Source organism: Streptomyces sp. NPDC001502 (genome assembly GCF_042894785.1).
GTDB classification, from domain to species: domain Bacteria; phylum Actinomycetota; class Actinomycetes; order Streptomycetales; family Streptomycetaceae; genus Streptomyces; species Streptomyces kutzneri.
Map to the genome: position 1 here is coordinate 343,470 of NZ_JBIAVW010000007.1, position 11,916 is coordinate 355,385.

At 74.7% G+C, this 11,916-nt stretch carries 9 protein-coding genes; 3 read left to right on the forward strand and 6 right to left on the reverse strand.

The window, feature by feature from the left end; all coding sequences use genetic code 11:
* Window positions 1-84 precede the first annotated feature (84 nt).
* A complete protein-coding gene (locus tag ACFY0D_RS15065; protein ID WP_390798736.1) occupies window positions 85-1,842 on the forward strand; it encodes a replicative DNA helicase in 1,758 nt (585 codons plus the stop codon).
* A 57-nt stretch (window positions 1,843-1,899) separates the two neighbouring features.
* Here the strand turns inward: ACFY0D_RS15065 and ACFY0D_RS15070 are convergent, their stop codons facing one another.
* On the reverse strand, window positions 1,900-3,282 hold the full coding sequence (locus ACFY0D_RS15070; RefSeq protein WP_390798737.1) for an FAD-dependent oxidoreductase: 1,383 nt from the start codon (window positions 3,280-3,282) through the stop codon (window positions 1,900-1,902).
* A 59-nt stretch (window positions 3,283-3,341) separates the two neighbouring features.
* On the reverse strand, window positions 3,342-4,337 hold the full coding sequence (locus ACFY0D_RS15075) for a DUF4349 domain-containing protein (protein ID WP_390798738.1): 996 nt from the start codon (window positions 4,335-4,337) through the stop codon (window positions 3,342-3,344).
* 154 nt (window positions 4,338-4,491) lie between these two features.
* On the opposite strand from ACFY0D_RS15075, the gene hemG reads away from it, so the two are divergent.
* Together hemG and hemQ are read left to right on the forward strand one after the other, a co-directional pair.
* Entirely contained in the window at window positions 4,492-5,976 is a 1,485-nt protein-coding gene (gene hemG, locus ACFY0D_RS15080) for a protoporphyrinogen oxidase (protein WP_390798822.1), read from the forward strand.
* A gap of 4 nt (window positions 5,977-5,980) precedes the next feature.
* The gene (hemQ, locus tag ACFY0D_RS15085; protein WP_030012590.1) at window positions 5,981-6,694 is read left to right on the forward strand and encodes a hydrogen peroxide-dependent heme synthase; all 714 of its coding nucleotides are present in this window, start codon (window positions 5,981-5,983) and stop codon (window positions 6,692-6,694) included.
* A gap of 130 nt (window positions 6,695-6,824) precedes the next feature.
* Here the strand turns inward: hemQ and ACFY0D_RS15090 are convergent, their stop codons facing one another.
* The 4 genes from ACFY0D_RS15090 to ACFY0D_RS15105 form a co-directional block, all read right to left on the reverse strand.
* Complete coding sequence (locus ACFY0D_RS15090) at window positions 6,825-8,489, reverse strand: alpha/beta hydrolase (protein WP_390798739.1); 1,665 nt, start codon at window positions 8,487-8,489, stop codon at window positions 6,825-6,827.
* Between the two features lie 133 nt (window positions 8,490-8,622).
* Entirely contained in the window at window positions 8,623-9,669 is a 1,047-nt protein-coding gene (locus ACFY0D_RS15095; protein ID WP_390798740.1) for a TIGR04222 domain-containing membrane protein, read from the reverse strand.
* Entirely contained in the window at window positions 9,666-11,000 is a 1,335-nt protein-coding gene (locus ACFY0D_RS15100; protein WP_390798741.1) for a DUF692 domain-containing protein, read from the reverse strand. The genes ACFY0D_RS15095 and ACFY0D_RS15100 overlap by 4 nt, the downstream gene beginning before the upstream one ends.
* A 120-nt stretch (window positions 11,001-11,120) precedes the next feature.
* The gene (locus tag ACFY0D_RS15105) at window positions 11,121-11,873 is read right to left on the reverse strand and encodes a peptidyl-tRNA hydrolase (RefSeq protein ID WP_390798742.1); all 753 of its coding nucleotides are present in this window, start codon (window positions 11,871-11,873) and stop codon (window positions 11,121-11,123) included.
* Window positions 11,874-11,916 lie beyond the last annotated feature (43 nt).

An 11,916-nucleotide genomic window follows, 5' to 3' on the forward strand; every position in this document is an offset into this window, starting at 1 on the left:
TTCGGCTGTCCTGACCTCGCTGACCTGCTATGACAGCGGGAGAAGCGTGCGACGCGGGACACTTTGCGACACATGGGGGGACGGATGGCGGCTGCCCGGGGCAAGCGCGGGATCGCGGTGCCGGACGAGACGTCGGTGCCGCGCGGGCCACATCGCGACTTCCTCGTCGCCCTCCACGAGGTCTACGCGGCCGCCGGCCGCCCTGGGCTGCGGGCTATCGCCCACGGAGTCACCGCCGACGACCGGCTGCCCACCACGCTGACCCACCACGCGATCGGCCGGATCCTGAGTGGCTCCGCCATCCCGTCGCCACGCCAGGTCCGGGCTTTGGCCGCCTGGCTCGCGGAGGAGGCGGCCGCAGGCGCGGGGGGTGACGATGCCATCGAGCAGACGGTGCAGCGGCTCGCCGACCTGTGTCGTGCCGTCGGCCCGGCTGCGCAGGCCCCGTCCGCCGGTGCGGTTTCCGGCAGCCGATCCGTACCCCGCCCCCGACACGACGTCAGCGCCGTGCCAACGGCCCCCGATCCCGGCGCGGTCGAGGCCGAGCGCCTTGTGCTCGGCGCCATGCTCGCGTCGAACGACGCAGTGGCCGACGCCGTGGAGGCCCTCGTGGCCGACGACTTCTCCGCACCCGCCCACCGAACGCTGTACACCTCCCTCCTCGGCCTCTACGGAAGTGGTACTGCGATCACCCCGGGCCGGGCGGCATCGGCCCTGGCCGGAGGGCCGGACGGCCCGGCCGTGCCGGCGGCCGAGGCCCTCGTCGCCGAACTGGGCGCCCTGGCGTCCCGAAGCGGCCCGGAGCAAGCTGCGGACGCGATGGAGGTCGTGCAGGCCAGGGCGCAGTTGCGCCGGCTGGTGGTGGCGGGACGCACCGCGGCCGACTTGGGGACGGAGGCGCTCGCGGGGGACCCCGAGCAAGCCGGGGCCCGCCTGGAGGCCGCCGAAGCCGCGTTCCACAGCGTGTTCCGCGACCGGGATCGGAACGCATTGGAATGGGCGGCCGGTCCGCTGGAACGTGCTCTCGATCGAGCGGAACTGGTCGGGGTCGGCGGTCAGGCCGGTGTGCTCACCGGCTTCGGCGATCTGGATTCCCTCCTGGGAGGCCTGCTGCCGGGCCATGTCGTGGTGGTCGCGGGTGCTCCGGCGATGGGGAAGTCCACCCTTGCCCTCAACCTCGTCCGCAGTGCCGCCGTGGCACAGGGCGTGGCCAGCCTCTACATCTGCCCGGACGGGGACGAAGAGGAGACGCTGCTGCGGGTGTTCTCGGCGGAAGCACGCGTGCCCCTCCACCGCATTCGTGGGGGGACCATGACCTCGGAGGACTGGACCCGCCTGGCCCGACGGATGCCGGACGTCGCGGGAGCCCCATTGACCGTCCACGACCAGGCAGATACGACCGTGGCGGGCGTTCGGAGATTGTGCCGGAGCCTTCAGCGGGGCAGCGGACTCGGACTGGTCGTGGTGGATCCCGTGCAGTGGATCCGGCCGGATGCGGCGCCTGACGGAAGGGGCCCGGACGACCTGGGCGCGATCGTGCGGGAACTGGCCGTGACGGCGAAGGAGATCCGGGTTCCGATGGTGCTGGTGGCCCAGGTGCCCGACAGCCCCGTGCGGCGGTCGGACCACCCGTTGGGCCTCGGCGATCTGGAGAGCGGGCTGGTGGAGAACGCTGACGTCGTCATCCTGCTGCACAGGGAGGATGCGTACGAGAAGCTGTCGCCGCGGGCCGGCGAGGCGGACCTCGTCGTGGCGAAGCACCGCTACGGGCCGACCGCCACGATCACCCTTGCCTTCCAGGGGCACTACGCGCGCTTCGTGGACATGGCGCCGGGCACCTGACCACCGGGCCTGGTGCGGTGTCCCGGCAAACCTTTCCGGCCACAGCACCAGGTCGTTTCAGACCCCCGCCGAGTGCACCGCCGAGACCGCCTTGCGGGCCGCCACCAGGATCGGGTCCCAGACCGGGGAGAAGGGCGGGGCGTAGCCCAGGTCCAGGGACACCATCCGGTCCACCGTCATGCCCGCCGTGAGGGCGACCGCCGCGATGTCCACCCGCTTCGCCGCGCCCGCGCCGCCGACGATCTGGACCCCGAGGAGGCGGCCCGTACGGCGCTCCGCCAGCATCTTCACCGTCATCTCCGCCGCGCCCGGGTAGTAGCCCGCGGTGTTGGTGGAGGTGATGGTGGCCGTCACGAACCGCAGGCCCGCCTCCAGCGCGTCCCGCTCGCGCAGCCCCGTACGGGCGATCTCCAGGTCGCAGACCTTGCTGACCGCCGTCCCGACCACCCCGGGGAAGGTCGCGTAGCCGCCGCCCACGCCCGAGCCGATGACCTGGCCGTGCTTGTTGGCGTGCGTGCCCAGCGGGATGTGCCGCGTGCGGCCCGCGACCAGGTCCAGGACCTCCACGCAGTCGCCGCCCGACCAGATGTTCTCGTGGCCCCGGACCCGCATCGAGAGGTCGGTGAGGATGCCGCCCGAGGGGCCGAGCGGGAGGCCGGCCGCGCGGGCGAGCGCGGTGCGGGGCTCCACGCCGATGCCGAGCACGACCACGTCCGCCTCGTACTCCTCGCCCGCCGACGTGGCCACCGCCCGGGCCCGGCCCTCCTCGTCGGTGAGGATCTTCGTCACCTCGGCGCGGGAGACCGTACGGATCCCCATCCGGTTCATCGCGCTGTGCACCAGGCCGCCCATGTCCGGGTCCAGCGTGGCCATCGGCTGCTCGCCCCGGTGCAGGACGGTGACCTCGTACCCCCGCGCCACCAGGGCCTCCGCCATCTCCACACCGATGTAGCCGGCGCCGACCACGACGGCCCGGCGGCCCTCGGTGCGCCGCAGGGTGTCCATCAGGCGCTGGCCGTCGTCCAGGCTCTGGATGCCGTGGACCCCGTGCGCGCCGATGCCGGGGAGCCGGGGGCGGACGGGGCGGGCGCCCGTCGCCAGGACCAGCTTGTCGTAGCCCGTCCAGGATTCGGATCCGCTGTCCAGATCGCGGGCGCGGACCCGGGACCCGGCGAGGTCGAGCTCCACGACCTCCGTGCGCGTGCGCAGATCGATGTCCCGGGCCCGGTGCTCCTCGGGGGTACGGGCGATCAGGTCGTCGCGCTCGGCGACCTGACCGCCGACCCAGTACGGGATCCCGCACGCCGAGTAGGAGGTGAAGTGCCCGCGCTCGAAGGCCACGATCTCCAGTTCCGCCGGGCCCTTCAGCCTGCGGGCCTGTGACGCGGCGGACATCCCCGCCGCGTCACCGCCCACCACCACCAGTCGTTCCGTCGCCATCGTCCGTACCGCCCCTTCACCACCGTCGGATGGTGAACACGCTACGGCCGAACGCGCGTTCAGTCCTGTACGCCGGCCTCGGTGTCCGGAGCCGGCCGGGCCGCCGGTACCGTCGCCCGCCACGGCACCGGGGCCGGCTTCGGCGCCGCCGGACGCCACCGCCGGTACAGCCGGAACAGCAGCAGCCCCACCACGGCCGTCAGCGCGAACGGCAGCACCGCGCCCACCGCCACCGTCAGGTAGCGCACGACCTTGGTGAAGACGTCCCAGCCACCGCCCAGGGCCCCCAGGAAGGTGGGCTCCTTCTTCTTCTCCTTCTTCTCGGCCTCCGGCTTCGCGGCCGGCTCCGAGACCTCCAGCGTGATCGTGCCCAGCGAGGTCTGGTCCTTCAGCGCCGTCTGCTGCGCCAGCAGCGACTCCAGGTCCGACTGGCGGCGCGACAGCTCGCTCTCCAGCATCACCACCTCGCTCAGCGCCGAGGCCTTGCCCATCATCTCCCGCACCCGCGCCACGCTGGCCTGCTGCGAGGAGACGCGGCTGCCGATGTCGGCGACCTTCTCCGTGACGTCCTGCGCGTCGACCTTGCGGTGCAGGAGCTTCCCGCTGCCCTCCATGGCGCCGAGCACGGCGTCGTAGCGCTCGCCCGGCACCCGCAGGGTCAGCGTCGAGGTCATCCGGCCGTCCTCGCCGCGCTTGGTGGACTCGTTGCCGACGTAGCCGCCCGCCTCGTCCGCGGCCGTGCGGGCCGAGGCGAGCGTCTTCTGGACGTCCGCCGTCTCGATGCCGAGCGTCGCCGTCCGGATGACGTTCGGGCGGACCACGGCCGGCGGCGCGGCGTTCTTGCCGGCGGCGGAGCCCGCGGCGCCCGCGGACCCGGCCGGCGCCGGGGCCGCCGCGGCGCCCTCCGGGGCCTTGCCGTCGGCGGCGGGCGCCACCGCCGCCTTGTCGCTCGCGGAGCCCTGGCCGCTCGCGCCGCAGCCGGTGAGCGCGAGCGCCCCGGCCAGCGCGAGGGCGGCCAGGGCCGCCGCGGAACGGTGTCTGTCGAAACTGCGCATCGCTGTAAACCCCCGAGGATCGGCTGGTGTTGCCGGTTCGACGTCCAGAGTCCCGTCGCGGGTTTCGAATCCATGGTCCCGGGGTGATCCCGATGCGGTCACGGTCCGGCCTCGGAGATCGGTCTGAGACGATGTGTCCATGCACGAAGCGGACATGCGTACGGATCGGCCGGGCGGCTCCCCCCGGTCCGCCGGCTCCCCGGGCCACGCCGTCGTCATCGGCGGCGGTATCGCGGGCCTCGCGGCAGCCCACCGGCTGCTCGCCGAGGGCGTCCGCGTCACCCTGCTGGAGGCCGGGCCGCGGCTCGGCGGCAAGCTGTACGCCGGTGAGCTCGCCGGGGCCCGCGTCGACCTCGGCGCCGAATCCATGCTCGCCCGCCGCCCCGAAGCCGTGGCCCTGGCCGAGGCCGTGGGCCTCGGCGAGTCCGTGCAGGCGCCCGCCACCGCCACCGCCCACCTGTGGACCCGCGGCGCGCTGCGGCCGATGCCGCGCGGCCACGTCATGGGCGTCCCCGGCGACCTGGGACCGCTCGCCGCCTCCGGGGTGCTCTCCGCCGAGGGACTGGCCCGCATCGAGGCCGAGCGGACGCTGCCGCCCACCGAGATCGGCGACGACGTCGCCGTCGGCGCGTACGTCGCGGCCCGCCTCGGCCGCGAGGTCGTCGACCGGCTGGTGGAACCGCTGCTCGGCGGGGTCTACGCGGGCGACGCCTACCGCATCTCCATGCGGGCCGCCGTCCCCCAGCTCTTCGAGGCCGCCCGCACGCACGCCCTCCTGGGCGACGGCGTACGCGCACTGCAGCGCCGGGCGGAGTCCGCGCCCCAGCCCGCCGGTCCGGTCTTCGCCGGCATCGACGGCGGCATCGGACGGCTCCCGGTCGCCGTGGCCGAGGCCTGCCGCGCCGCGGGGGCCCGGCTCGTCACCGACACCCCCGTCCGCGAGGTCGTCCGTACGGCCGGGGGCTGGCGGGTGGTGGCCGGCGCCGAGGTCATCGAGGCCGACGCCGTGGTCCTGGCCACCCCGGCCGGGGCCGCCGCACGGCTGCTGGACGGGCTCGCCCCGGCCGCCGCGGCCGAGCTGCGCGGGGTCGAGTACGCGTCGATGGCCCTGATCACGATGGCCTTCCGCCGCTCCGAGCTGCCGGCGGCCGTCTCCGGCGGCGCCGCCAGCGGATTCCTCGTACCGCCCGTCGACGGCCGGACCATCAAGGCCTCCACCTTCTCCAGCAACAAGTGGGCCTGGGCCGGGACGGATCCCGACCTCTTCCTGCTGCGCACCTCGGTCGGCCGGTACGCCGACGAGAGCGACCTGCAGCGCGAGGACGGAGAGCTCGTCGACGTCTCCCTCGCCGACCTCGGCGAGGCCGTGGGCCTCGCGGCCCGGCCGGTCGCCTCCACCGTCACCCGGTGGGACGGCGGACTGCCCCAGTACCCGGTCGGCCACCTCGACCGGGTCGCCCGGATCCGCACCGCCGTCGCAGCCCTGCCGGGCCTCGCGGTGTGCGGCGCGGTCTACGACGGAGTGGGCATCCCGGCCTGCATCGCGAGCGCCGGCAAGGCCGCGGACGCGGTGATCGCCGCGCTCGGTGCGCGTACGGCACCCCTGGCACCGACCACTGATCAGCGCACGGGACAATAGGCACATGACTGCACCAGAGAAGATTCCCAACGCGGGGAAGAAGGCGAAGGACCTCAACGAGGTCATCCGCTACACCCTGTGGTCCGTCTTCAAGCTGAAGGACGTTCTTCCCGAGGACCGCACCGGCTACGCCGACGAGGTCCAGGAGCTCTTCGACCAGCTGGGCGCCAAGGACATCACCGTCCGCGGCAGCTACGACGTCTCCGGCCTGCGCGCCGACGCCGACGTCATGATCTGGTGGCATGCCGAGACGGCGGACGAGCTGCAGACCGCCTACAACCTGTTCCGCCGCACCAAGCTGGGCCGCGCGCTGGAGCCGGTGTGGTCGAACATGGCCCTGCACCGCCCGGCCGAGTTCAACAAGTCGCACATCCCGGCCTTCCTGGCCGACGAGGTCGCGCGCGAGTACGTCAGCGTGTACCCCTTCGTGCGCAGTTACGACTGGTACCTGCTGCCCGACGAGGACCGCCGCCGCATGCTCGCCGACCACGGCAAGATGGCCCGCGGCTACCCGGACGTGCGCGCCAACACCGTCGCCTCCTTCTCGCTGGGCGACTACGAGTGGCTGCTGGCCTTCGAGGCGGACGAGCTGTACCGCATCGTCGACCTCATGCGTCACCTGCGCGCCTCCGAGGCCCGTATGCACGTCCGTGAAGAGGTGCCCTTCTACACCGGGCGCCGCAAGTCCGTCGCCGATCTGGTGGCCGGGCTCGCCTGATACCTCCCCTGGGGGGAAGGACCGGAGGACGACCACACCGTCAGGTGAGTTCCTCCGGTGGATCGGGAGGCTGGTCCGAAAGACGGCCCCTGCCCCCGAAACGACGCAGCCGGAGATCCCGCCCGGAAGTTCAGACGACTGGCGGCAGCAGTGCCCTGTGGGCGCTCGCTGCCCGGTCGTCCAGCGACACCGGTGCGGGCTCCGGATGCGGCGCACATGTGACACGCCACCCCGGGGTGGCGCCCGTCAGCAGGTACCGCTCCACGTGACGGTCGACGCAGCCATTGCGTCCGCCGACCACTCCGTGGGAGCCGGCTCCCTTCTCCGTCACCAGCGAAGCCCCGGCGCCGAGCCGCCGCTGCAGTTCCAGCGCGCCCGGGTACGGCGTCGCCCCGTCCCGCTCCGCCGCGACCACCAGGGTCCGAGGCAGCCGCTCCGGCTGGGCCCCGACCGCCACCGGCCGCTGCCGCTCGCGCACCGGCCAGGAGGCGCACGGGAGGTTCAGGAAGGCATTGGCCCAGGCCTCGAAAGGGGCCCTGCGCGCCAGCTCCGTGGTGTCGCGGTCCCAGGTCTCCCAGTCCGCGGGCCAGGAGGCGTCGTTGCACAGCACCGCCGTGTACACCGCCGTCGCGTTCTCCGCCTCGGCCGCCGCTTGCGGGTCGGGTGCGGCCTGGGCGGTCAGCCGCGCCGGATCCCCGCGCAGGAAGGCCGTGAGGGCCGCCGCCCGGTCCGGCCACACGTCGTCGTAGTACGCGGCCTGGAGGTAGGCGGCCCGGAGTTCGCCGGTGCCGACGACCCCGCCCGCCGGAGTACGGGCCACCGCGTCCCGGACGCGTGCGTAGCTCGCCTGCACGGCCGCCGGGGTGGCCCCGAGTCCGTACGTGCCGTGGTGCCGGGCCGCCCAGGCGCGGAAGTCGTACCAGCGGCGCTCGAAGCCCGGTGACTGGTCGAGGTTGTTGCGGTACCAGACACGGCGCGGGTCGGGGTCGACCGCCGAGTCCAGGACCATCCGGCGGACGCGGCCCGGGTGCAGCGTGGCGTACACGGCACCGAGGTAGGTGCCGTACGAGGCGCCCACGAAGCTCAGCTTCCGCTCGCCGAGCGCGGCCCGCAGGACGTCCAGATCGCGGGCGTTGTTGAGCGTCGTGTAGTACGGCAGGGCCGCGCCTGCCCGGCGCGCGCAGCCGCGGGCGTAGGCCCGGGCGGCCGCGAGGCGCTGCCTCTTGTACGCCGGGGAGGGGTCGGCCGGGTCGGCCGGGTCCTGGACGGGGCCCTTGGCCCGGGCGGCGGGGTCCTGGCAGGACAGCGGGGCGGAACGGCCGACGCCGCGCGGGGCGTAGCCGACCAGGTCGTAGGCGGCGGCGATCCGCTCCCAGCCGGGGAGGTCGGCGAGGAGCGGGAAGTACATGCCGGAGGCTCCGGGGCCCCCGGGGTTGTGGACGAGCGCGCCCTGGCGGACGGCGCCGCCGGCCCCGGTGGCGGCGACCCGGCTGACGGTGAGGGAGATCTGCGGGCCGTCGGGCCGGGCGTAGTCGAGCGGGACGCGCAGGGTGGCGCACCGGACCGGGCCGGGGAGTTCCTCGGCGTCGGGGCAGCGGCGGAAGTCGAGTCCGCCGCTGCCTCCGGCCGTGGCCCGGGCCGCCGCACGGCGGGCGGCGAGGGCGGCGCCGGCGGACTCGGCCGCCGTCCCGCCGAGGGGGCCCGGCGCGGCCGGCCGCGCGGCGTGGGCCGGGACGCAGAGGAGGAGGGAGAGCGCCGCCAGGGCGGCCGCGCAGCCCGCGAGTCCCGTCCGCATGGCGGCCCCTTCCTCTCATCCGATGAACCGATGAGAGGGTCGGACGGCGGCGTTGTAAAGGATCACCGGCCGGTGTCGGCGCCGATGGTCCCGTTGCCGCGGATTTCGCCCCCGGTTGCCGTACCCCCGGCGGTCAGGAGCTGCTGCTGCCGCAGCTGGAGCTGGACGAGCTGCCGCAGCTCGACGAACTGCCGCAACTGGAGCCGCTGCTGCTCGAACAGCTGGAGCCGCCACCGGAGCAGCCGGAGCCGCCGCCGGAGGAGCCGCAGCCCCCCCCGGAGGAGCCGCATCCCGAACCGCCGCCGCAGCTTGAGCCGCTGCCGCCGCCGTCGCTCCCGGCGCACCAGACGATCGGCAGCACCTCGGCCGAGGACCAGTGCGAGGAGCTGTCCGTGGTGTGGGTGTGGGGGCGGGTGCGCGACTGCGCCGCGGCCAGCCGGGTGCCGCGCACGGCGGGCACCAACTGCTGGCGCAGATAGGGGTCCCGCAGCCCGAACAGCGCGGTCTGCACGTGCGGGGTCCGGTCGTTCAGGTGGGCGGAGCGGACCGCGCGCAGCGCCCGCGCCCCCGCCCGGGTCACCCGGCTCTTGGCCCGGGCCGCGCACACCAGGCCCACGACGATGCCGCCCACCAGGGCGAACAGCACCTTGAGGATGAACGGCACCCCGGAGCCGGAGTCGAGGGCGAGCCCCACGAAGGTCAGCACCATCGACACGGGGAACAACAGCGCGCACACGGCTGCCTGGACGAGCGCCCAGCGACGCCGGGTCCGCGGACCGGATCCGGGCGGGGCGATCAGCCCGCGGGCGGCCAGCGCGTCCCCGATCTCCTGGACGGCCGGGTCGCACATGGCGGCGTAGCGCACCTGGTAGAGCCAGCCCGAGGCCGCCCCCTGGTGGGCCTGGAGGACGGCCCGCTCGGCGGGGTCGGTGGCCCGCGCCCCGGGGCGGACCTGGACGATGCCCGGACCGCCGACGACCAGCCGGCCGTCCCCGAGCATCGAGACGAGCGCGGCGTCGACGACGGTGCCGGGGCCGCCCACCACGAAGGCGGTCTCGGACAGGTCGTGCAGGGCGGGTGCGGGTCCCGCGGGCGCGGACCGGGATCGGCCGATCCCGGTCATCAGCAGGACGGAGGAGGTGATGACGGCGATCCAGATCGCCACGGCGAGGAGGTTCATGCCGCTCTCCCCGACAGCGTCCGGGCCCAGCGCACGATCCGGCGGGGCGGTTTGGCCCCGGCCCGGTCCCGCCACCAGGTGGTGAGCCGGCGCCGGGCGGCCGGATCGGCCGGCAGGTCCCGGATCAGCAGGTCCTCGGCGAAGTCCAGCGCGTCCCGGCGGTACCCGGAGGTCATCGGGCGGCCCTTGGCGTAGGAGAGGAAGGCTTCGCGGTACGGGTCCGGGCCGCCCAGGATCACGGGCAGCTCGGGAGCCAGCTTCGCCACCACGTCGGCCCGCTTGGCGGCCAGCGCCCGGGCCTGCACCCGGATGCGCCGGCGGTCGAAGCCTTCGGGTACGGGGGTCCCGGCCACCAGCGCCGACAGCAGCGCGGCCTGTCCGAGCGCCACCCGGGTCCGGGCCGACTCCTCGACCGGGCGCGGTTCCCCGACCGGGCGCGACCCGGCGGCCGGGCGCGGCGGCGTGTCCGCCGGGGCGGACACGCCGCCCGCCGGCGCCGGGGGAGCGGGGGCCACTCCCACCGTCACCACGGCGCGGATCGCGGCCAGCTCGCCCGCGAGCTCGGCCTCCGGCGGGAAGTCGTCGTCCCGCTCCAGCAGGACCCCCGCCGGTTCCACCCGGGAGCGCAGCTCGGCCAGCAGGTCGAGCACCACCGGCGGGACCGGGTGCGCGTGGGTGTCGTGCCAGACACCGTTCCGCTCGATGCCGCCCGCCACGTGCACGTACGCCAGCGCCTCCAGCGGGATCGCGTCGAGCACGGCGGCCGGGTCCTCGCCCCGGTTGACCCGGTTGGTGTGCAGGTTGGCCACGTCGATGAGCAGCCGGACACCGGTCCGCTCGACCAGTTCCGTGAGGAACTGCCCTTCCGTCAGCTCCTCGCCCGGCCACGAGAACAGCGCGGCGATGTTCTCCAGCGCCAGCGGGACCGGCAGGGCGTCCTGCGCGATCCGCACGTTCTCGCACAGGACGTCCAGCGCGTCGCGGGTGCGCGGCACCGGCAGCAGGTGCCCCGCCTCCAGCACCGGCGAGGAGGTCCGTACGAAGGCGATGTGCTCGGTGACGAGCGGCGCCCCCAGCGCCACCGCCCGCTCGCCGAGCGCCGCCAGCTTCCCCGGATCGGGGCGGTCCGCGCCGCCGAGGCCGAGCGAGACCCCGTGCGGCACGACGCGCGTGCCCCGCTCGCGCAGCCGCAGCAAGGACTCGGGCAGGTGGCCCGGGCATACGTTCTCGGCCACCACCTCGACCCAGTCCAGGCCGGAAAGCCGTTCGACGGCGTCCGCGATCTCCGGCCGCCAGCCGATGCCCACCCCCAGGTGTGCCATGGGCTTCATGTCCCCTCGCCCCCTCTCGTCGCACCGTGTGCCGATGTCATGGCCCCGACGGAGTCGCGCCAATCGCAGGAGGGGACGTTCAGAGGAACATTTGAGGTTCCCGCCTGCCGGGGAACCGCGTCAGAGCCGGGCCCGCAGCGCCGGATGGTCGGCGACCACCGTCGCGCTGCCCGGCGCGATCTCGGTGAACCCGGCGTCCCGGACCACCGGCAGACCGCTGCCGCCCAGCTCGGCCCACCGCTCGCGCGGGGCCGTCCGTACCGCCAGCCGGAAACCGGAATCCTGCCAGGCGGTCCGCTCCGCCCCCGTCAGCTCCCACCACGCCAGCTGCGCCGCGTGCCCGGCCTGGGCCATGGCCTTGCCGGCCGACATGTCGAGGCCGGGGTTGAGCCACAGCACCGGCAGACCCGGCTCCGCGGTCGCGGCGGCCGGCTCCGGGTCGTCCAGATCGGTGCCCGACACCTGGAGCTTGGCCAGTTCCTTGGGCCAGCCGTCGAGGGGCACCGGCGGGAAGACCCGTACCTGCGCGCCGTCCCCGTGCACCGTGACGCCCGGCAGGGTCTCCGCCTTGCGCCACTCCGCCCCGCGCGCCCGCCGGACCACCTTGCGGATCCGGGCGTCCTGCCAGTCGCGGACGGCCTGGGCCCACTCGCCCTCGCCGTGCGCCCGCTCGTCGGTGAGCAGGACCAGCACGGCGCGGGCCGCCGTCTCCAGGGCGTCCGTCCGGGCGGGCGGCTCGGCCTTCTCGATCCGCACCACCAGCGGCAGTACGAACTGCGGTGCCTCGTCACGCAGTACGTGCTCCTGCCGGAAGGGGCTGTCCGCCCCGACCGCGGGGACGTCGGAGATGTCGTTCGTGTGCTGGCTGCTCATCCTGCCAAGGATGCCAGCCTCCGCCTTCAGGATGATGCCCCGG

Bases quoted from the DNA above. Each gene is read 5' to 3' on its own strand.
- ACFY0D_RS15065 (WP_390798736.1), top strand. From the start codon at position 85: ATGGCGGCTGCCCGGGGCAAGCGCGGGATCGCGGTGCCGGACGAGACG.
- ACFY0D_RS15070 (WP_390798737.1), bottom strand. From the start codon at position 3,282: ATGGCGACGGAACGACTGGTGGTGGTGGGCGGTGACGCGGCGGGGATG.
- ACFY0D_RS15075 (WP_390798738.1), bottom strand. From the start codon at position 4,337: ATGCGCAGTTTCGACAGACACCGTTCCGCGGCGGCCCTGGCCGCCCTC.
- hemG (WP_390798822.1), top strand. From the start codon at position 4,492: ATGCGTACGGATCGGCCGGGCGGCTCCCCCCGGTCCGCCGGCTCCCCG.
- hemQ (WP_030012590.1), top strand. From the start codon at position 5,981: ATGACTGCACCAGAGAAGATTCCCAACGCGGGGAAGAAGGCGAAGGAC.
- ACFY0D_RS15090 (WP_390798739.1), bottom strand. From the start codon at position 8,489: ATGCGGACGGGACTCGCGGGCTGCGCGGCCGCCCTGGCGGCGCTCTCC.
- ACFY0D_RS15095 (WP_390798740.1), bottom strand. From the start codon at position 9,669: ATGAACCTCCTCGCCGTGGCGATCTGGATCGCCGTCATCACCTCCTCC.
- ACFY0D_RS15100 (WP_390798741.1), bottom strand. From the start codon at position 11,000: ATGAAGCCCATGGCACACCTGGGGGTGGGCATCGGCTGGCGGCCGGAG.
- ACFY0D_RS15105 (WP_390798742.1), bottom strand. From the start codon at position 11,873: ATGAGCAGCCAGCACACGAACGACATCTCCGACGTCCCCGCGGTCGGG.